11 protein-coding genes are annotated in these 22,610 nt (G+C 35.4%); 9 read left to right on the plus strand and 2 right to left on the minus strand.

All coding sequences use genetic code 11. The annotated features are described in order from the left end of the window. Positions 1-45: 45 nt before the first annotated feature. Entirely contained in the window at positions 46-2,139 is a 2,094-nt protein-coding gene (locus tag R1X58_RS08855) for a beta-galactosidase (protein ID WP_240573539.1), read from the minus strand. A gap of 192 nt (positions 2,140-2,331) precedes the next feature. Continuing rightward, entirely contained in the window at positions 2,332-6,363 is a 4,032-nt protein-coding gene (locus R1X58_RS08860) for a hybrid sensor histidine kinase/response regulator transcription factor (RefSeq protein ID WP_240573538.1), read from the minus strand. Positions 6,364-6,572: 209 nt separating this feature from the next. Here R1X58_RS08860 and R1X58_RS08865 point away from each other — a divergent pair, with 209 nt between their 5' ends. From R1X58_RS08865 to R1X58_RS08905, 9 genes are all read left to right on the plus strand, one after another. Then, positions 6,573-7,151, plus strand: a complete 579-nt coding sequence (locus R1X58_RS08865; protein WP_240573537.1) for a sugar-binding domain-containing protein — start codon at positions 6,573-6,575, stop codon at positions 7,149-7,151. Between the two features lie 239 nt (positions 7,152-7,390). Continuing rightward, a complete protein-coding gene (locus R1X58_RS08870) occupies positions 7,391-10,501 on the plus strand; it encodes a SusC/RagA family TonB-linked outer membrane protein (protein WP_240573536.1) in 3,111 nt (1,036 codons plus the stop codon). Between the two features lie 12 nt (positions 10,502-10,513). Then, on the plus strand, positions 10,514-12,298 hold the full coding sequence (locus tag R1X58_RS08875) for a RagB/SusD family nutrient uptake outer membrane protein (protein WP_240573535.1): 1,785 nt from the start codon (positions 10,514-10,516) through the stop codon (positions 12,296-12,298). A gap of 88 nt (positions 12,299-12,386) precedes the next feature. Beyond that, entirely contained in the window at positions 12,387-13,460 is a 1,074-nt protein-coding gene (locus R1X58_RS08880) for a PKD domain-containing protein (protein ID WP_304653876.1), read from the plus strand. A 160-nt stretch (positions 13,461-13,620) separates the two neighbouring features. Continuing rightward, positions 13,621-15,042, plus strand: coding sequence for a glycoside hydrolase family 30 protein (locus R1X58_RS08885; RefSeq protein ID WP_240573534.1), 1,422 nt, complete (start codon positions 13,621-13,623; stop codon positions 15,040-15,042). A 35-nt stretch (positions 15,043-15,077) separates the two neighbouring features. Next, positions 15,078-17,501, plus strand: a complete 2,424-nt coding sequence (locus tag R1X58_RS08890) for a sugar-binding domain-containing protein (protein WP_240573533.1) — start codon at positions 15,078-15,080, stop codon at positions 17,499-17,501. Positions 17,502-17,530: 29 nt separating this feature from the next. After that, on the plus strand, positions 17,531-20,290 hold the full coding sequence (locus R1X58_RS08895) for a LamG-like jellyroll fold domain-containing protein (protein WP_240573532.1): 2,760 nt from the start codon (positions 17,531-17,533) through the stop codon (positions 20,288-20,290). A gap of 50 nt (positions 20,291-20,340) precedes the next feature. Beyond that, the gene (locus R1X58_RS08900; protein WP_240573531.1) at positions 20,341-21,345 is read left to right on the plus strand and encodes a glycoside hydrolase family 43 protein; all 1,005 of its coding nucleotides are present in this window, start codon (positions 20,341-20,343) and stop codon (positions 21,343-21,345) included. 365 nt (positions 21,346-21,710) lie between these two features. After that, complete coding sequence (locus tag R1X58_RS08905; RefSeq protein ID WP_240573530.1) at positions 21,711-22,607, plus strand: S1 family peptidase; 897 nt, start codon at positions 21,711-21,713, stop codon at positions 22,605-22,607. Positions 22,608-22,610 lie beyond the last annotated feature (3 nt).

Here is a 22,610-nt window from a genome sequence, read left to right on the forward strand (position 1 = left end):
AAGCTGCATGGTAATTCATGCAGCTTTTTTTAATGGAACTAGATTTTAGTTTTCTTCTATAATTTTAACACCCCAGGGTTCGAGATCTAAAGTTTGATTATGTTGAATTTTTGCTCCGTAAAGAAGCTCTATTCCTTTTCTATATTGATATTTAAACGATTGTTTTTCTTGAGAATAATTAAGGAAATATCGAATCGTTTTACCCTGTCTGTTAGTTCCAGACTTTGTAATAAGAGGATATTCCAATTCCTGATCAATGCCCCAAAGATTAGCTTTTTTAAGCTGGTCTGTTAAAATTTCGGTTATGAGTTTGTCACCAGGCATAAATCCAATATACGTAGCAACACCATTTCCGTATTGGTTTTCGGTAATTGCAGCATATTGACCCCAGAAAGGGTGGTCGTAATAGGCTAATACTTGCGTGTTGTCGTCGGTGGTAAGAAGCTCCATGAAGTATTTAACTTCTTCATCGTTTTCGTTTAATCCGTAGTTGTCACCTTTAATAGATACATGTTCAGGTCTGGCAAATTGACTATAGTAATTTCCTGTAGCCTTTCTTATTATTCCGGGTTGTTTGGTATGCCGAACTTTTACATTTTCATCAGAAAAACCAGATTTAAAAGTATATACAATGCGACCTCCATTTTCAACATACTTATTCAAGGCATTCAGGATATCATTAGAGGCAGCATATAAGACTGGAACGACAATCATTTTATAATTGCTTAGCTTTTCAATGGTTGAAGGGTCTACAAAATCAACGCCAACGTTCATTTTATAAAGCGCATCATAAAACGGACGCACAATGTCGTTGTATTTTTCAGAACTGAACCAGCCAAAGCTAAAGTCGTCAAACCCCGTCATAGCTTCATTACTCACAAAAAAAGCAACATCATTTTTCTTTTTTAATCCTAGAAGATGGTCATTTAAACGTTTAAAGTCTGCCCCAATAGTTTTAGCTTCGTTATATGTTGGGTTGGGTTCAAAATCGTGACTTAATAACCCTTTCCAGTAGGTTTCAATGGCGTTGTGTAAGGAGTGCCAATGCCAGTACCCAACCATGGAAGCTCCTGAGGCTAAATGGCTGAAGGCCTGTAAACGCAATTGCCCCGGATAGGGAGTCCATTTTGCAAAACCTTGAGCTTCTGTTTCAATAACAAAGTAACTGTTCCCGTTTTTAAAGGAGCGTGCCATATCGCCGCCAAACGAGATTTCAATGCCTGTTAAATGGTCTTGAGTTGGATGGTAAATATCAATACCAACAACATCCATGGCTTGGTCAATTTCAAAATGGTCGGCATCGGGTTGCATACCAAATGAGTAGCCTCGCCATTCCAAGTCATGATTATGTGTCACAAATTGATTTGGTTTTGAATATTCACGTACAATATTAGCTTGCCAGGTAAGGAAATCTGTAACTAACAAGCGTTGAAAATGTTCAAATTCCGATCTTAAACTGGCATTTATGGTGCCGTTAACCGAAGGAAACTCTTCCCAGGAATTTATGCGGTTACTCCAATAGTCTAAACCATATTTTGCGTTAATGCTATCTAAAGATTTAAATTTGTCTTTCATATAAGCGACAAATTTTTCTTGAACTGGTTCTCCAGCGGTATTAAAGTGTTTGGTTTCATTGTCTACCTGATATCCTATAATACCCGGATGATCTTTTACATGCTCCATCATTTTACGAATAACGCGTTCTACATAAAAACGATAAGTTTCATGTGATATATCCATGTTTTGACGTGGCCCGTAAACGTTTGTATTTCCATCTGGTGTAGTGGCCAAAATTTCGGGATGTTTATGTGCTAACCACGCAGGGATGGCGTAAGAAGGTGTTCCGAAGATGACACCAATGCCATTTTTATACATGGCATCTAATACTCTGTCGATACTGGAAAAATCATAAACGCCATCCTGAGGTTCAACGGTGCTCCAGGTGGATTCTGCAATACGAACGAAATTGATATTGGCATCTTTCATCATGTCAATGTCTTTTTGTAAACGTTCGTATGGCATGTATTCGTCGTAATAAGCAACGCCGTAATATAAGTGGTCTTGCTTATAATTTTGCCCTATGGTAGACTGGAATATCAGTAAGACAATAGGGGTGATAATTAGTTTTAATAGTTTCATATTTTAATTATTAAATAGTTAGTTGAATTGAAAATTTACATGCGTATCAATTGTAAGGAAATATAAATCGAAAGAGCATCTGAAATTCGCCAAGAAGGAATTAGTAATTGGTCATTTATAAAGGAGGAATAAAAAAAGCCGAATGAGATATGTTCATACGGCTTTACAAAAGGTTAGAAAAGGAAATTTAGTTTAGCTGTCTTTTAGCTTTTGTAGATATTCGCTTGGGTTGGTTCCAAATTCTTCCTTGAAACATTGCCTGAAATAGCTACTACTATTAATCCCAACCTGATACATGATTTCAGAAATATTAAACTGCCCGGTCATTAAAAGTTGTTCTGCGTAGTTAATGCGAACTTTTCTAATGAATTCGTTGGCAGTTAAATCTGTTAAGGCTTTAATTTTTCTATATAACGTGGAATGGCTCATGTTTAACTGTGCAGCAACATAGGAAATGTTCATTTTTTCATCTTCTAAGTTTTCCTCAATTACTTCAGTTAATTTATTTAAAAACTCCTTATCCAATTCACCTACCGATTCATTTAGCAGTTGTTGTTTTTGTTTAAATTTAGAAACACTGGTTAAAGAATATTGTTTTCTGGTATCTATGATGTTTTTGAGTCTGCTTTTTAAAAGGTTACTACTAAACGGTTTTGTTAAATAGGAATCTGCCCCCACATCGTAACCCACTTTTTGATCATGTAAAGACACTTTAGCAGTTAATAAAACAACAGGAATATGACTCGTGTCGATATCTTGTTTTAGGTGTTTACACATGTCTATACCGTCCATAATTGGCATCATGACATCACTAATAATGATATCAGGAATCGATTCTTTAGCCAATTCGAGACCAACTTTACCATTTTCGGCAGAAATGATATTATAAGTATCGCTTAGTGATTCTTTTATATATTGAATGATATCCTGATCGTCATCTACAATTAAAACAACATTTTTGTCATCTTCTTCATTTTCTGGTTCTTCCGGGTAATAATGTATGGCATCGGGGTAGCTGTTATTGGTTAAGAATTTAATTTTAAATGTGGTGCCTTGGTTCAACTCACTGGAAACTTCAATATTAGCTTCATGTAATTCGACCATATTTTTCACTAAAGCTAAACCTATTCCGGTACCTTTAACCGGGTGAGAAACATTCTTGGCTTGGTAGTATCGGTCAAAAATATGGGGTAAATCTTCTTTAGAAATGCCATAACCAGTGTCTGAAATGGTTATTTCTGTATAATCGATATTATCCTCTAAGTAATTGTTGAAATCTACAGTAATCGAGCCTTTTTGCGTGTATTTTAGAGCGTTTGAAATAAGATTGTCAATAATAATTGTAACCACGTTAGGGTCGAAAAACATTTCTGTTTTTTGTTTAGGCTCATTAATTTGAATATCAATGGCTTTGTTTTGATTGAGGTCTTTATATTTTATACCAATTTCATGAATGTATTGGTTTAAGTCGTCTTTTATAACACTAAGTTTTCTGTTTTTATTTTCAGATTTTCTAAATTCAAGAATCTGGTTTACAATGTTCAATAATCGATTGGCAATTCGCTGAATCATTTGAAGTTTTTTCGACTGGTCTTCTGTCAAGGAGTTTTCAGAAATCAAGTCTTCTAAAGGCCCCAGAATTAGCGTCATTGGGCTTCTTAGTTCATGGGTGATGTTTGTGAAGAATTTAAGCTTGTCTTCATTTAAATCATGCTCCTGTTGTCTGCTTTTTTTCTCTAAAATCAGTGCGTTTTCAACTTTTAATTTTCTTTGGTAAAATCTGGAAACTAAAATAAAGATTGCCGAAAAAACAATTAAATAAATAAGTTTCATCCACCAGGAAAGCCAGATAGGAGGATCGATTTCTATAAATATGGTGTTTAGCTGATCTGACCATTCACTGTTTTTTATTTTCGATTTTAGATTGAAAACATAGTTTCCTGGTTTTAAATTTCTAAAGGTAACTTCTCTCTCGTTTTTTAATAGAAACCATCCTTGATCGAGGCCTTTCATTTCATAAGCAAATTCAGCCATATCGGTTAATGCATAATCAAGAATATTAAATTTTATTTGAAGTGTATTTTGGTTGTGGTTTAGTTTTAGTTTTTGGTTAAAAGGTATAGCCTTAAATTGATTGAGGTTGTTTTTGTTGATTGGGGTTAAAATACTTGTAATACTTGGTTTTGGTGATTCGAAAGAGGGAATTTCAATGTCTTGATTAAACCAGGTAATTCCATTTTGAGACCCGAAAAACAGATTGCCATCGTTAGTTTTTGCTACAGATCTGTATAGGTATTCACCATGTACAATTCCATCATTAAAACTGTAGTTGGTAACATGCATGGTATTAATCTCAATTTTGCTAATTCCATTAATCGTGCTAAACCAGATTGTATTTTCGTTTTTGCCTTCGGTAATGGCTCTTATATTTGATTCGGCCAAACCCGAAATTTCACCTATTCGTAAAATGGAGTCGTCGTTATGGTTTTTAATTAAGAACAGGTCGTTTTGACTACCAATCCACATGCGGTTTTTAGAATCTTTATAAATGCAATTAATTGCATAAAAGGCATACGAAGGATTGTATTCTTTAATTAAATTGAAGGCTTCATTAAAAACACTTAAGTTTCCAATATAGGTTCCCACCCATAAATTACCCTCGCCGTCTTCGGAAATAGCCCTAATGATATTATCTGGCAACTCAGAATTCTTATCGGTGTAAATATCACAGGTTTTTAGTTCGGTATTATATTTATGTAAGCCTTTATCGGTAGCTATCCATATGTTATTTTTAGAATCTTCAAAAAAGGAGTATACCGGCGTGTTTTCTATGTCGCTAAAACAGGCTAGTCTGTTAAATTTATTTTGTTGTTTATCGTAGTAATAAATTCTGCCGTCTGATGTTCCTATCCAGGTGTATTGCTGTCCTTGGTAAGTACTTATAATGTTTTCATTTTTAAAATTGATATCTATATAATCGTATTGTCTAATTTTATTTTCATTTTTATAGATAGCCAGACCACCTGAGCCATTTGCAACCCAAATATTTTGGTCTTCATCAAAGCAAAGGCTATGCGCCCACGAATTGTTCAAGCTATTATGGTTTGAAATATATGGCAGATAGGTGATTTTGTTAAATTGATTTGGCTTGCTTGAAATAAAATTTAAATTACTTCCTTGCCCACCAAGCCAAATATTTCCAAAAGAATCCTGGGCAATGGTTTGAACGGATAAACTGGATAATCCATTGGAAGTGTCTGATTCCAGTATGTGGCTAAATTTTAAATCGGATAGATTAAAGTTAAAGGTTAAGTCGTTTAAATCTAAAATATTTAATCCGCCTCCCTCAGTACCAATGTAAAGTTTATGTTCTTTTGTTTCAATGACTTGTTGAACAAAGTTGTTTGATAGCGAATTTGGATTTTTTGGATCGTGCTGAAAATTAATCATTTTCGTACTAGCCGGATCATATAATGTGAGGCCTTCTCGGGTACCTATCCAAATACGCCCTTTAAAATCTTTAGTGATCGAAGTGACTGTGTTATTAACAAGTGAAGAAGGGTTTTCCGGGTCGTGTCTGTAGTTTATGGCCGTTTTCGTTTTTGAATTTAATATGCTAAAACCTTCATTAACATGGCCTATGTATATGTTTTCAGGGTCATCATAGTAAAGACACCAATTGAAGTTTGATCCTAAGCCTTTAGTATTATCTGTATTGTAATAGGTAAACTTATTATTTGATTTATCTAATACATTTATGCCGCCATCGTAAGTTGCGAACCAAATATTGCCTGCTTCATCAGCATCAATATGGGTGATTCCATTGGCACTAATAGAATTTTCTTCAGGTGAATCATAATTATGTTCAAAATGTTTAAATGTATGGGTTTTATAATTGTAGGCATCGACACCATTTTTTTCTGAACCAATCCACACGACGTCATCAAATTCATCAGCATAAACATGGTTGAGAATGTTACTGCAAATGGAGTTTTCTTCATTGTCAGTTGTTTTAAAAATTTTAAAATTACTCCCGTCGAATCTATTTAAACCATCTTTTGTGCTAATCCATATAAAACCTTCTCTGTCTTGAGTAATACAGGATATGTTGCTGTTAGAAAGTCCTTTTTCTATTCCTAATTTTTCAATTTGAATTTCTTGAGCAGTTACGAAAGAACTAATAATAAAAAAAGAAATAATGGCAAATAGTTTACAATAATTCATTTGTATAGCGTGCTTGAAATGTTTAGTCGATATGTAAATTTAAATAAAATAGACAAGCCCTCCACGTGTCCTTTTTAACAGAATTATAGTTTGACGAGTTTTCAAGCTACGATTGACGAATTAACGATGTCTTCCGGAACTACGTATTGGTAGTTTTACTCAGAGTTAAATTTTAAATGGCTCTTTGTACGTTGTAATCAAATTTTATTTTGAAAAATACTATAACATATTTGTTAATCTATCTGGTGGTTTTGGCATGTTTTTCAAGGTGTGATACCCAGGAAAAAGAAGTGGTTAAAACTCAGCTTTTCGATTTAAACTGGAAATTTTATTATGGGAATACTAATATTCCAGAGGATATTAATGATAAGGTTTGGAGAAATTTAGACTTACCTCACGACTGCAATAAAGACTACGGTCTTTTAAAATCGCACACAATAACAAGGATTCCTTCAGGTGAAACGAAAGTAGTCTGTTACAGAAAGCATTTTGATATCCCAGAATCATGGAATGGTAAAAATATATGGATTAAGTTTCAGGGGATTTCGAATCCTTATGAAATCTATATAAACGGGAAATGTCTTAGTGTTAATCATAATACATCAGAAATTTTCGAAAGCGACATAACGTCTTATTTGCAAAGTGAAGGGGAGAATGTTGTTTTGGTAAAATTGAGTAAGAATAAACAATCTAATGGTATTTATAGTGACAGTTTTGGTATTTACAACCACGTTTGGCTGGTTGTAAAGGATTCTATCCAAACTAATACATGGGCCCGAATAAAGTAAATATAAGACTGTTTTTTTGCTGAAAAATAGAGGGTTGTGAAATACAGACACTATTTGACTGATTTGAGATTCTTGAATTATTTACTTCGAAATACTTTAGTGGAAACAAAAGGAAGTACAACATAAATTAAACAATGAGATGATAAGGAATAAGAGCAAGTGATAAAAATTAAGAGGAGATTATAGTAGTAATATTTCTACTTCATAAAAAATAAAAAGCAACTTAAACTAAACTAATTATGAATGAAAAGCGATGTTTTCACGGTTTCAAACCGTGTTTGCAAAAAGTAACTAAGGCCAACTGGCTAACAGTTATTTTAATTTTAATGTCTGTTTGTGCAACATTTGCACTTGAGCAGCAGAAATCAATATCCGGTACTGTTGTAGATGGTGCAGGTATGCCGGTTCCGGGAGTTACCATTATAGTAAAAGGAACTTCTAACGGTACTGCCACAGATTTTGACGGACAGTACACTATTTCAGATGTAAAGGAAGGAGATATACTTCTATTTTCATATGTAGGTATGAAACAACAAGAAGTAACGGTAGCAGGAACGTCCACCATTAATGTAACCATGGAGGAAGATACCGCACAATTAGATGAGGTAGTTGTAGTAGGTTTTGGAACACAAAAGAAAACAACATTAACGGGAGCTGTTTCTTCAGTAAAAGGTAAAGAATTAAAAAGTATTCCTGTAACCAATGTTAGTCAGGGGTTATCAGGAAGATTACCTGGTGTTGTTGCAGTGTCCAATGGTGGTGAACCAGGTTATGACGGAGTGTCAATTCTTATTCGTGGTGTTAATACTTTTGGAAATGCTTCACCATTAATAGTTGTTGATGGAGTGCCTGGAAGATCTTTAGAAAGAATAGATCCAAGTACTATCGAAAGTATGTCTGTACTTAAAGATGCTTCTGCAGCTATTTATGGAGCACAGGCGGCGAATGGAGTTATTCTGATCACAACCAAACGTGGTACGCCAGGTAAGCCAAAAATAGACTTTACTACGAATTACGGTTTAACTCGTCCGACTGTAATGCCTGAATTAACTAATTCAGCAGAGTATGCGACTTTGTTAAATGAAATCGATCTTTATGCAGGACGAGGACCAAGATATTCACCAGATGAAATTCAGAAGTTCAGAGATGGATCTGATCCTTGGAATTATCCTAATAGCGATTATATTAAAGAGACTTTAAAACCTTGGTCGGCACAAACTTATAACAACCTTTCTATTAGTGGAGGGACTGAAAATACTAAGTATTTTGTGAGTCTTTCATCTAAGTCTCAAGACGCATTCTACAGAAATAGTTCAACTAAATTTGAGCAATATGACATGCGATCTAACCTTGATATAAAAATTAATGATTATATCAATTTTAGAATGAACACTTCAGGAAGATATGAAGATAGAAACTTTCCGCAACGTGGCGCTCCTGAGATATTTAATAAACTTATGAGGTCTAAGCCTATCATTCCAGCTTATTGGCCAAATGGTTTACCAGGACCTGGTATGGAAGGAGGAGATAACCCTGTGGTTTTAGTTACAGATGATACGGGATATTCAAAAGATAGATGGTATGTTTTAAACTCCGATTTTCAATTGAATATCGATATTCCTGGTGTAAAAGGTTTATCGGTAAATTTAAACGCCTCTTTAGATAAGTCATTCAATTTTGTTAAGAACTGGAGTACACCATGGACTGTGTATTCTTGGGATAATGTAAGTTATGATGATAATGGCGATCCGTTATTGGTGGGTTCTGAACAAGGTCTTGATGACCCAAGATTACGTCAATCTGCAAGGGATAATCAAAATATACTTACCAGAGGAATGATTAATTATGAAAGTAGTTTTTCAGATGATCACAGCTTAAAATTAATGGGAGGTGTAGAACGAATTGAAGGTAAAGGAAGTGACTTCTGGGCTTTTAGAAGAAACTTTGTGTCAACAGCGGTCGATCAATTATTCGCCGGAGGTTTAGAAGATATAAATAACGGTGGTTCTGCATATGAAGAAACACGTTTAAACTATTTTGGTAGAGCCAATTATGGTTATAAGGATAAGTATTTGGCTGAGTTTGTTTGGAGATATCAGGCTTCTTATATTTTTGAGCAATCCAGTCGCTATGGGTTTTTCCCAGGGGTATCTTTAGGGTATGTCATTTCTAAAGAAGGTTTTTGGCAAAAAAACATTCCGTTTATCAATTTTGCTAAATTCAGAGCATCTTGGGGTCAAACAGGTAACGATTTAATTTCTCCATATCAATACTTGTCATCATATTCTTTTGGAGGATTATCGTTTGTTTCTAATGGAGGAACACAATTCAATAAAGTACTTTATGAAGGTGTGGTTCCAAATACAGGGGTAACCTGGGAGTCGGCTACACAAAAAGATGTTGGTGTTGATTTACATTTCTTTGATGGAAAATTAACGCTTACTGCCGATTATTTTGAAAATACGCGTACCGATATTCTTGCTCGCAGAAATGCTTCAGTACCTAACTCTACAGGTTTAAGCTTGCCAGATGAAAACATAGGAGAATTCGAGAATAAAGGTTTCGATTTTAATGTAGTGTACAGTAATAATTCATCGGCTTTCACTTATAGTGTTGGGGTAAACGGAGTATATGCTAAAAACAAAGTACTTTTCTGGGATGAACCGCCTGGAGCACCTGTATACCAACAATCAACAGGAAGACCACTAGGAGCTTCTTTATATTATAATGCGATTGGAATATTCCAAAATCAAGATGAAATAGATGCGTATCCGCATTTAGCAGGAGCAAGACCTGGAGATATCATTTTTGAAGATTACAACGAAGATGGTGTTTTAGACGGCAAAGATATGGTGCGATACGATAAAAGCCGCACGCCATTATTTACCGGAGGTTTAAATATGAATTTCGGATTTAAAGGTTTCGATTTAAACCTATTATTTCAAGGAGCTCTTGGAGGTGTGTTCTATCAAGGAACAGAATCAGGTGAGTTCGGTAATTATCTTAAGAGTTTTTACGACAACCGCTGGACAGAGTTAGATCCTAGTACAGAGCATCCAAGAACTTATAACAGAACAGGTGAATACTGGGTAAATCAACCAAATACTTATTGGTTGCATAAAACAGATTATGTGCGTTTAAAAACAATAGAATTAGGGTATTCTTTACCTAAATCGGTTACCGATAAAATTAAGATTGATAACCTAAGAATGTATGTAAATGGATTCAATTTATGGACGCACAGTCCTGATATGAAGGACTTCGACCCTGAGATGGTTCAAACTGGTTATGCAGGATACAGTTATCCGTTGAATAAAGCTATTAACCTAGGATTGAATGTAACCTTTTAAATTTTTAGTATCATGAATCGTATAAAAAACATATATATATTATTACTAATCTTGTTGATAACAGGTTGTAATGATGATTTTCTTGAAGTAGCACCGCTAGATCGATTTTCAGATTCGGCAGTGTGGTCAGATCCGGCTTTAATAACCGCTTACGTAGATAATATTTACATGGGGCAACATCATGCGTTTCAAACAGAAATGATGTCCTCGCTAAGTGATGAATCTATGGACGTTTGGGATTGGGAAGCAAAACCAATTTTAAACAGTGAAATTAGTGATAGTTATTTAGGTGTACTGAGCCCTTGGCATTGGACAGGAGATTACTATAATCTAACCTGGAATAGTCTCTATAAAAATATTAGAGCTTGTAATCTGTTTTTTGAAAATATTGAAAAATCAGGTTTAGAAGGTGACGATATCGATAAGTTAAAAGGTGAAGTTCACTTTTTAAGAGGTTATTTCTATGGGTGGTTAATGAGCTTTTACGGAGGTGTTCCAATAATAGATAAGGCATATACACCAACAGATGAGTTTTTAGTGCCTCGAAATACGCTGGAAGAGACTGTGAATTTCATTGTTGCAGATTGCGATGCAGCTGCAGCGATGTTGCCTGCATCTGGAGATAAAGCAAGAGCTACAAAAGGAGCTGCTTTAACTTTAAAGTCTAAGATTTTATTATACGCAGCTAGTGATTTGTTTGCTTCAGCATCATGGACTAATGGTTATGGAAATCCTGAATTAATCAGTTATACCAGTGGAAGTCAAATGGATCGTTGGAAAGCGGCTAAAGATGCTGCTAAAGCTGTTATTAACCTGGGAGTGTATAGTCTTTATGGGGGTACAAGTTTTGATTCTCAAGAGGCAGCTACACAGAATTACATCAATATTTTCTTGAACAATGGAAATGAAGAAGATATTTTCTTAAGCTTCTTTGATCACGCTAATAATGCTAATAACTGGGATAATCCAAACGTTGGTTTGTTTAACGGACCTAACGGCTGGGAAAACTGGGGAGGAAATACACCAATTGGACAATTGGTTGACGATTATGAGATGGCAGACGGAACTTATTTTGATTGGAGCAATCCAGATCAGGCAGCTGCACCTTATGAAAATCGAGATCCAAGATTTTATGCTAATATTCTTTACGATGGCGCATATTGGAAACCACGTCCGGAGTCTACAGCAGGAACTGATCCTACCGGAAGAGTACAAACAGGATCATATGTTCAGGCAGATGGCACAACCATCCCGGGTCTAGATACCCGTCAGGGACCGGTGCAAGACTGGAATGGTACGTATACGGGATATTACTTGAGAAAGTTTATAGATCCTGCAGTAAATCATACGGCTACCAACATGCAAAAATATCCTTGGAGACAAATGCGATATGCCGAAGTATTATTGAATTATGCTGAGGCATGTATAGAGTTAGGAGAAGAAGGTGAGGCTAAAACGTATTTAAACATGATACGTAACCGCGCAGGCATGCCAGATGTTCCGGTAAGTGAAACAGGAGTAGATTTAATGGAACGTTACAGAAACGAACGCCGTATCGAGTTATCATACGAACAACATCGTTATTTTGATATAAGACGATGGATGATTGCTCCAGATGTAATTACTCCAGCCGAGGGTATTAAAATTGTATATCCTTACGGAAGTAGCACCCCAACATATTCTGTTCTTGATAATGTTCAAGGGAGAGCATGGAATGATAATAAATCGTATTTCCTTCCAATTTTATTGGATGAGTTGAATAGAAATAATGAGTTGATCCAGAATCCTGGTTACTAAATTTTAGTTGGTAGGCCCTTGGAGCATAACAAAGTGAAGAGGGCTGCCAAATCTAACATAGATAAGATAATTTTTAAACGAATTAAAAATGAAAATAATTAATAGATATAATTTAAGATTTTTAGCTTTAGCTATGCTAATGTCTGTGTTTGTTGTGGGGTGTAGTGACGAAAATGTTATGGATCCAACAGCAGATTTTACTTATGAAGTTGATTCAGAGAATCCGTTATTGGTTTCTTTCGAAGCTACAGCTACGAATGGAAAAACACTGTCATGGGAGTTTGGAGATGGGGGATTATCAATTGCTAAAAGTGCAGATTATACATTTCCTTCTGCAGGAACATATTCGGTAAAGTTAACAGTTTATGGAGAAGAAGGATCTACGCCTGCTGTAGTTACAAAATCAGTAACGGTTATTGAAAATCCAACGGCAAAATTCACAGCAACTATTGAAGATTTAACGGTAATGTTTACAAGTACAACTACCGCTTCAGAATCATTTTCTTGGGATTTTGGGGATGGTCAAACGTCTACCGAAGAAAACCCTGTCCATACTTATACCGATTATGGGACTTATACAGTGTCATTAACAGTAAATGGAATGGAAGGTTCTACACCTGCTATGGTCTCAAAAGACATTATGGTAGAGTTTAATGCTCCTGTTTTTGAGGCGGTAGTTGTTGAAAATTCAGATTTTGAATTACCAGGTGATTCGAAATATACGAATTGGGCAAATGTTCCAGGATGGAGTAGTGATACTGGGGCAGTAGATTCTGGAGTAGAAGCATCTGCTTGGTGGATGAGCTCAGATAATAGTGATTATGCGGGGTATAAGTTTAGTGGAGATGCACCGGTTTATAATTTAACGAATCATATTATTTCAGAGGGAGAAGAGTTTCTATTAACTGTCGATGCTTTTGATATTTGGAATGGAGCCAAGTTTACAGTAACGCTGTATTATAATAATGGCGATGGCGTTCGAAATGTTATTGAAACACAAACAGTAGATCTTGTCTCATCTCAATGGAACCCTATCGAATTAAGTGCGTCTGCTACAGCAGAATCTGTAGGAGCAAGATTAGGAATAGAAATTAATACGGCAGCTGCTGATGGAGGTGATGGCTGGACCGGATTTGATGATATTGTATTAATGGCAAAATAGATTATTATTTAGTTTTATTGTAGTTGGAAGGACGTAGGAGTTGGTGTCCCTACGTCTTTCTTTTAAATTAGAATAAAAGTTAATCCTCAAATTGAAAAAAAATAAATAGATGTATTTTAAATGTTTTATGCTTGTGTTTTTTGTGATATCCACGATTAAAATGAATGGGCAAGCAGTGGAGTGGGTATGCAGCACAGAAGAAAATATGTATGAATACTTAACTTCTAAGTTGGAAAAAACAGGAACAAAAACTCCTACTCTGGAGATTAACGATGATTATAAGGGTTTAGTTTTTAAAGCTTGGGGAACTTGTTTTAATGAGCGTGGATGGGATGCAATTAATATGTTATCACGTACTAATCAGGAAAAAATTTTAAGTCAGTTGTTTTCTCCGGAAGGTGATTTAAGATTTACTATGGGACGTTTTTCTATGAATGCAAACGATTATGCTCGCGATTGGTATAGCTGCGATGAAGTTAATGGTGATTTTCAGCTAAAATACTTTAATATAGATCGAGATAAAACAACTTTAATCCCTTTTATAAAGGCAGCACAGGAATACAATCCTGATTTAATGTTTTGGATTTCGCCTTGGTCACCTCCATCTTGGATGAAAATTAATAATTATTATTCGGTTGTTAGTAATGAAGAGTATAATGAGCTAAACCCAAAGTTAGATTATTTGCTATTTGAAGGAAATGATAAAAAATATGAAAATCAGTTTCCTCAGAAATTGGCAGTTAATGACTATTTTATTCAAGATCCACGCTATTTACAAACCTATGCCAATTATTTTAGTAAGTTCATAACAGCTTATCAAGAGGAAGGGATTCCTATTAAAATGGTTATGTTTCAAAATGAACCTTGGAGTTATACGCCTTATCCAGGTTGTGCTTGGACACCCGAAGGGATAATTCGTTTTAACGAGGAGTATTTGGGGCCAACATTAAAAGAACAGCATCCTAATGTAGATTTATATTTTGGAACAATAAATACTAATCATTATGAAGTAATTGATGAGGTTTTGTCCAATTTAACTCAACCAGAAACATTTAGCGGAATTGGTTTTCAATGGGAAGGCGGGCAAATTTTATCACGCATTCGTGAAAAATATCCAAAATATAAATATGTTCAAACAGAAAGTGAATGTGGTTGGGGCGCTTTTGATTGGGGCGCAGCTGAATACACCTTTAATTTAATAAATCATTACTTAGGTAATGGTTGTGAGGAATATACGTTTTGGAATGCTATTTTATACGATGAAGGTGTAAGTGGCTGGGGGTGGAAGCAAAATGCATTAATTCGTGTCGATTCTAAAACACGAAAAGCAACTTATACACCAGAATATTTTGCAGTAAAGCATTATACCCGGTACCTAACTCCTGGTAGTATAATAAAAGCATTTAAACCAGGTAAGGAAGATAGGTTGCCGGTAATGTTAGCTACGAACCCCAATGGAGAAGATTTAGTTTTTGCAGGTAACTTTAATGAGCAAAGTAAAACCATATCAGTAAAATTAGAGGGAAAATTTTTAAATGTAGCATTGCCACCACATTCCTTAAATACATTTAAAGTAAAATAATCAAATAAAAGATTAAAATTTAGAGCTTAACTATCATGAAACACTATTTAAAAATCAATTTTCTTGTTCTTTTAAGTATTTCAATATTCGCTTGTTCTTACAACAAAGAACAACAAAATGAGAATGTATTTGGAAAACAAAATTTCGATTTCAATTGGAAATTTAAATTGGGAGACTTTCCCATGGCTGCCAATTTAAATTTTGACGATGAAAATTGGAGAACTCTTGATATACCTCATGACTGGAGTATTGAAGGTCAGATCAGTCCAGAAAACGCTACTGGAAATGACGGTGGGTATTTTCCCGCTGGCATAGGTTGGTATCGTAAAGATTTCGATATCTCAAAAGAACTAGAAGGAAATAAAATAAGCATATATTTTGAAGGTGTTTATATGAATGCAGAAGTCTTTATCAACGGAAAGTCTTTGGGTGTTCATCCATATGGGTATACCTCTTTTGAACATGATTTAAGTCCTTACATTCAATATGGAAATAAAAATACATTAGCTGTTCGCGTAGATAATTCACAGCAAAAAAATTGTCGCTGGTATAGTGGTTCGGGAATTTACCGTCATGTTTGGTTAAAAGTTAATTCGCCTTTGCATATAGCTAATTGGGGCGTAGGAATATCAACACCTGAGATTTCCAGCGAAAAGGCCACTGTTCAAGTTAATACGACCATTCAAAACGAAACGAATAAAACACAAAGTCTTCAGTTGATTACTGAAATTTCAAATTCTAGCGGAGAAATTGCAGGAAAAGAAGAACAGGAGATAGAGCTCAAGCCTAATGGCAAACAAGTGGTTACACAAAATGTAGAGGTGACCAATCCGAAGTTATGGAGCCCTGATTACCCAGATTTATATGTAGCAACATCTACATTAAAAAAGAGAGGAGAAAATATTGATCAAGAGGAAAATAGCTTTGGTATACGATCAATTGAATATTCAGCCGATAAGGGCTTTATCTTAAATGGAGAGTCTATTAAATTAAATGGAGGTTGTGTTCATCATGATAATGGAATTTTAGGTGCGGCAGCATACGATAGAGCTGAAGAACGAAAAGTTGAATTATTAAAAGCTGCTGGATATAATTCGGTTAGAACTGCACATAATCCGCCCTCAGAAGCCTTTTTAGAAGCTTGTGATCGACTGGGTTTATTGGTTATTGATGAGGCGTTTGATGGGTGGCGTGAGAAAAAAACAACACACGATTATGCTAGTATTTTTGATGAATGGTGGCAACGAGATATAGAGGCTATGGTTTTACGTGATCGTAATCATCCATCAATTGTTATGTGGAGTAGTGGTAATGAAATTATAGAGCGAACAAAACCCGAAGCCGTAGAAACAGCTAGACTGCTTAATAGCTATATTAGAGAACTTGATCCAACAAGACCTGTAACTTCGGCTATGACGTCATGGGATCAGGGTTGGGATATTTTCGATCCATTAATGGCCGAGCATGATATTTGCGGGTATAATTATATGATGCATGAATCAGAGGGCGATCATGAAAGAGATCCTTCACGGGTTATCGTTCAAACCGAGTCTTACCCTAAAGATGCCTTTTATAATTGGAAAATGGTTCAAGATCACTCTTACATTATAGGAGATTTTGTCTGGACAGCTATGGATTATTTAGGGGAATCAAGTATTGGACGCTACTATTATCCAGGAGAACCTGAAGGACAACATTGGAAGCAGGATTTTTACCCTTGGCACGGGGCTTATTGTGGTGATATTGATTTAATAGGATGGCGTAAACCTATTTCTCACTATAGAGATCTTCTTTGGAATAATACCGAAAAGATTTATATGGCAGTTCGTGAGCCAAATCCAAGTGAAGGCGAAATAAAAACAACCATGTGGGCTGTGTGGCCAACTTGGGAAAGCTGGAATTGGCCTGGATATGAAGGAAAGCCTATTGAAGTTGAGGTCTATTCTAAATATCCAAGTGTACGTCTTTACCTAGACAATGAACTAATTGCAGAGCAAAAAACAGGACTAGATCAAGAGTATAAAGCGGTCTTTACATTACCTTATAAAAAAGGAATTTTAAAAGCAGTTGGAGTTCAGGATAATCAGGAATTAGAATCGTGTATACTTAAAACTGAAAAAGAGGCTTCACAAATAAAGTTAACTGCAGACAGAAATACTATAAAATCAAATGGTCAGGATTTAACATTCGTAACCGTTGAGGTAACAGATAGCGATGGTCAATTGGTGTCCAATGCAGATAATAGTGTATCATTTACTATAACTGGTCCTGGTAAAATTATAGGGGTTGGTAATGCAAATTTAAAGGACGAAACAGCATATAATGTACATACTCATAAAGTTTGGAAAGGGAGAGCTTTAGTCGTTATAAAAGGAGGAAAGGAAGCTGGTGAAATTAAACTTAAAGCCATTTCTTCTGGTTTAACTGAAGCGTCTTTAATAGTAAACCTTGCAGAGTAAAAGAGCATAGAAACTTTTAATTGCAAATCATGAAAACAACTAAACTTTTAATTGTATTGATATTACTTTCTAGTATTGAAATACAATGTATATATGCGCAAATAGCTAGTGCAAGTGATAATTTGGTAGTCGTGCCAATCGCTGATAGAAAAGTACCTTTTAATTTGTCCGCAAACGGAATTTCAAAAACTATAGAATTTGGTCCTGATTTAGCTTGGGCCGATATGCAAAACTTTCGTCGTAATATCCTTTTTATGGGGTTGGATCAAATTGATATTGTTCGAGCATCTTTTCAGCCAACCTATCCTTTGGTCAACGAGACAGATCTTACAACAGAGCAAATTAACGATCTTAATAATCGGTTGAATTTGATTAATACTTATGTGGGGCCTAAAACAAACCTGGCGCTTAATTGCGATCATCCTTGGGTAGATAATTGGTATGTCGGGAATCCGGCACGTTGGGAACAATTAATTAGAACTACGGCGCAAAAGTTTATCGATGCAGGGCATTCTATCGTTACCATAGGAGCATTTAATGAGCCGGATTATGGCTGGGGTCAGGGATCTGCTCAAGATATGTATGATATTACTAATCTAATGAACAATAATTCATTTTATGATGCGATTAGGCTTTCCGGAGGTAATACTTTAAATTGTGATGAAGCTCAGGGATGGTATGATTATTTAGTGCCTGCGGGTGTTGATGAGGGGAATACACATCAGTTAGCTGGCAGTTTTAATGGGTTTGCCAGCTTTCTTCAAAATGTTAGAGCCAATGGACATCATGCAACACTTGATGAACTTCATAATATTGTAGAAGCTTTGGTTGGCTATGAATATGGTATGCAAACTGGTATTTGGTGGGCAGATATCGATCTGGCCAGTGGGGAAATGGTGAAGGCTTTTGATGGCGAGCGATTAGGGTATTCAGAACATCGATCTAACTGGACAGCAGCAGCCGTGTACAGAAATCCAGAAGGGAAAGTTCAGGCCTTCGGAGGAACATCAGAACGCCAGGCCGTAACGACAACATATAATTATTTATCAAAAGATAGGGTAGTTTATTATGATGGTTATGGGCCACAACGAAGCTTTGTTTTGGAGTTGCCAGGAGGCACAGGATACGGTCAAGGTCAAACCAATGCAGAGCGCGTTATAAACATCTCTTGGGGAGACGATATACAACCAGTAATAAACGGAACCTATAAATTGGTAAACAGAGCTACAGGACAAGTACTTGAAGTTGCAGGCGATTTTAACGAAGCAGGTGTTTATCAAGGTAATTATTCAGGGAAACTAACACAGCAGTGGGAAGTGTTTCCTGTAGACTCCAGAGTAGGAGGCGATTTTAGTTACTATCGAATTAAACCTGTGTCAAGTGCCAATAGAAGATTGGATTTGTACGGGTATTCATTAGAGCCAGGAGGGAAGGTTAGTATTTGGGATAATGGGCCCTATGGAAATCAGCAATGGTATTTAGATTACGCTGAAGATGGATGGTTTTATATTAGAAGCAGAGAAAGTTCTTATTGCGCAGAAATAAATGGTTCTGGTAATTTGGTTCAAGGAGAAAAATCTAATTCACAAAACCAGCAGTGGCGTTTTCTTCCTGTTGATGCTCCTATAGAATTCGATGCACCCAGCATACCAACCAATTTAGTTGCAGAAAGTCGACCGACATCGGTAAAACTTAGTTGGAGTGCGAGTCCGGAATCTGATGTTTTAGGCTATGATATTCTTCGATCTCAAACAATGGGAGGTGCTTACAATACCATATCAAGAAGCGTGGTTACAACCGAGTTTGTAGATAATACAGTGCTTGCGGGAGAAACTTATTTTTATGTAATAAAGGCAGTTGACCAATCTTTAAATCAGTCAAATTTTTCAAATGAGGTCACTACAAGTGTAAACGGCGCAAATGATATGGTTGTTCGTCTTAATTTAGATAGTGACACTAAGGATAGTACTGTAAATTTAAATCATGCAGCTATTAATGGAGGGAGCTTTGTTTCAGGAATAAACGGCGAAGGAGCCGTGTCTTTAAACGGAAGTTCAGATTTTATGCAATTGTCTTCAGATATAGCTAGTTATGAAGAATTAACCATTTCAACTTGGGTAAAATGGGCGGGGTTTAATGTGGGACAGTATCTATTTGAGTTTAGTAATGGTAGTGATGAGTATTTTTATTTATCTCCTTCTATTTCCGGGTTTACCGAATTTGCAATAAAGCACAATGGCGTGGAACAAAAATTAAATGCGGCTGCATTGCCAGCAGGAGAATGGGCTCATGTTGCTATAACGATAGGAGATTTAGGAATGTTTCTTTACATAAATGGGCAAGTGGTTGCACAATCAGAAATCGCTTCCATACGACCGATTGATATTATGCCTTTTTTGAATTATTTAGGTGTAAACACAGGTAATAAAAAATATTTTGAAGGACTTGTTGATGATTTCAGAATTTATAATTATCAAATGACTCCGGGTACAGTTGGTGCAATTTATAATGCGCTGTCTGTAGAAGATGATAAACTAATAGCTAACAAGATTAACTTGTGGCCTGTACCTGCAGATGACTTTTTAAATATTACGACTTCAGAAAAATCACATTTGGCAAATTATAAATTGTTTTTGTATAGTTTGAATGGAAAGCTGTTAATTGAAAAACAGTCCCACTTTTCAAATAATCTACAATTAGATGTTTCGGGTTTAACGTCGGGGTTATATATTCTTAAAATGACAAGCGATACAGGAAATATTACTAAAAAAATTATAGTTAATCATTAATTGTAAAATTTGTTACAGATGAACAGTATTATAATAAATAAGAACAAAGAATGAAAAATATTGAAAAGATATATAGGTTATTGATAGCTTGCTTTTTTGTGATACTTGTTTCTTGTAATGAAAATTTAGAAACTCAAAGTGAGTTTAAAAATTACCTATTTGCATATTTTGTGGGTAATGGTCCAGAAGAGGAGTCTATAAGATTTGCACTAAGTCGTGATGGTTTTAATTACTATGCACTTAACAATAATGAACCTATTATAGATTCTGGAGACATAAGCTCTACAGGTGGTGTTCGTGATCCTCATATATTACGTGGCCATGATGGGAAAACGTTCTATATGGTTGTAACCGATATGGTTTCAGCTAATGGATGGAGTTCTAACCGAGCTATGGTTTTAATGAAATCTACAGACTTAATTCATTGGACATCGACAGTGGTTAATATTCCAAGGACTTTTCCAAATGAGTTTGTAGATATTGTAAGAGTGTGGGCGCCGCAAACCATTTATGATAATAAGGCTAAAAAGTATATGATTTATTGGTCTATGTTAGGTGAATCTGGGCCAGATAAAATATATTATGCCTATGCTAATGCAGATTTTACAGGTTTAGAAACGACGCCAGAACAATTATATTTCAGTCCTACAAATAGTGCTTGTATCGATGGAGATATTATATATAAAGATGGTAAATATCACTTGTTTTTTAAAAATGAAGATGAAGGAAAAAAGGGTATTATGCAGGCAGTTTCCAATAGTTTAACAGAAGGATATGAAGAGGTAGATGGTTTTATGGATCAAACCGATGAAGCTGTAGAAGGCTCAAGTATATTTAAGTTAATTGGTTCTGATGACTATATTTTAATGTACGATGTTTATAATCAGGGTAAATACCAATTTACAAAAACCAAAGACCTAATCAATTTCAAAATTGTAGATGAAAGTGTTTCAATGGATTTTCACCCAAGACATGGAACAGTTATTCCAATTACAGAATTGGAAACGAAAATATTAATAGAAAAGTGGGGCAAAACTTTGGATTCAAAATTCTAAAATTGAGTATTTCATTTTTTGTTCTATTGCATTAGAAATTTAAATAACAAAGTGAACACAAAACTGAACACGTTTTGGAACACGAATTTAAAATATAGCATCGGGGAAGCCCTTATTTTGTGTTGTGAATAAGTTTGATGATGAACTCTTAACCTGAAGGTCATAGGTTCGAGTCCTGTTCCCGCGACGAAGCAAGAGAATCTAGAAATAGGTTCTCTTTTTTATTCTTTAATTTAGTGATATTAGTTTTAAAATTCAGTTTTAACAAAGCTCTAAGAAAGCTTTAGTACTAAAAATGTACCTTTGAGCTCTTAAACTTTAATTATTATTAGTTGTCGAATTCAGACAAATTATCATTTTATATCATGAAATACGTATTGAAAATTGTTTTGGTATTATGTGCGTTTACAGTAGCAGTTCAGGCTCAGAATTATAAAAGTAACATTCGTCATTATAAAGTGCCATTAGCAATAAAGGCAGGGAAACTCATTGATGCAGGTCATGTGATTTCAGCCGATTCTCTTAGTCCTTCTTTTAAAAATAAGGGGTATGCTCCGGTAGAAGTAAACCTGAAATCACCAAAGAAAAAAAGTCTGAAACCAAGTGAACTGTATAATCGTGTTTCTGAATCTATTGTTATTGTTTCTCCTGCAGGTCGATGTGGCGAGGTTGATGAGAAGGGTAAAGCATGTGATAAGGTGCATACCTACCCAGCATCGGGTTATATTATCGATTCAAAAGGAATTATCGTAACCAACTATCATGTTGCTAATAGTTATATAACGAAGTATAACAAAGATGCCAGAGATGTTATGGTGGTAATGCTTAAAGATGGTACAATTTTTCCTGTCGAAGCTATATTATCTGCAGATCAAAAAAACGATTTGGCGATTTTAAAAATAGATACTAAAGGTAGAGAACTTCCTGTATTACCAATAGCAACTAAAGATGCTGAAATTGGTGATCCGGTTTTTATTGTTAGTCATCCTAAAGGGTATTATTATGCCTTTTCTTCGGGAATGGTAACCGATAAGTTTAGTGAAATTAATATTGGAGGTTATAGAAATATTATGGCTATTTCTGCCGATTTTGCTGCTGGTTCAAGTGGCTCGGCCATTATTGATCAATTTGGAAATGTTATAGGAACCGTGTCTTATACAAAAACACTTCAGCATTCCGACGATGCAACTAAAACACAAATGGTATTGAAAGCTACCATTCCTGTTTCAGCGCTTACAGAACTGATAAAAAAAGGAAATTAAGAT

Source organism: Aestuariibaculum lutulentum (assembly GCF_032926325.1).
GTDB classification, from domain to species: domain Bacteria; phylum Bacteroidota; class Bacteroidia; order Flavobacteriales; family Flavobacteriaceae; genus Aestuariibaculum; species Aestuariibaculum lutulentum.

Bases quoted from the DNA above. Each gene is read 5' to 3' on its own strand.
- R1X58_RS08855 (WP_240573539.1), bottom strand. From the start codon at position 2,139: ATGAAACTATTAAAACTAATTATCACCCCTATTGTCTTACTGATATTC.
- R1X58_RS08860 (WP_240573538.1), bottom strand. From the start codon at position 6,363: ATGAATTATTGTAAACTATTTGCCATTATTTCTTTTTTTATTATTAGT.
- R1X58_RS08870 (WP_240573536.1), top strand. From the start codon at position 7,391: ATGAATGAAAAGCGATGTTTTCACGGTTTCAAACCGTGTTTGCAAAAA.
- R1X58_RS08875 (WP_240573535.1), top strand. From the start codon at position 10,514: ATGAATCGTATAAAAAACATATATATATTATTACTAATCTTGTTGATA.
- R1X58_RS08880 (WP_304653876.1), top strand. From the start codon at position 12,387: ATGAAAATAATTAATAGATATAATTTAAGATTTTTAGCTTTAGCTATG.
- R1X58_RS08885 (WP_240573534.1), top strand. From the start codon at position 13,621: ATGAATGGGCAAGCAGTGGAGTGGGTATGCAGCACAGAAGAAAATATG.
- R1X58_RS08890 (WP_240573533.1), top strand. From the start codon at position 15,078: ATGAAACACTATTTAAAAATCAATTTTCTTGTTCTTTTAAGTATTTCA.
- R1X58_RS08895 (WP_240573532.1), top strand. From the start codon at position 17,531: ATGAAAACAACTAAACTTTTAATTGTATTGATATTACTTTCTAGTATT.
- R1X58_RS08900 (WP_240573531.1), top strand. From the start codon at position 20,341: ATGAAAAATATTGAAAAGATATATAGGTTATTGATAGCTTGCTTTTTT.
- R1X58_RS08905 (WP_240573530.1), top strand. From the start codon at position 21,711: ATGAAATACGTATTGAAAATTGTTTTGGTATTATGTGCGTTTACAGTA.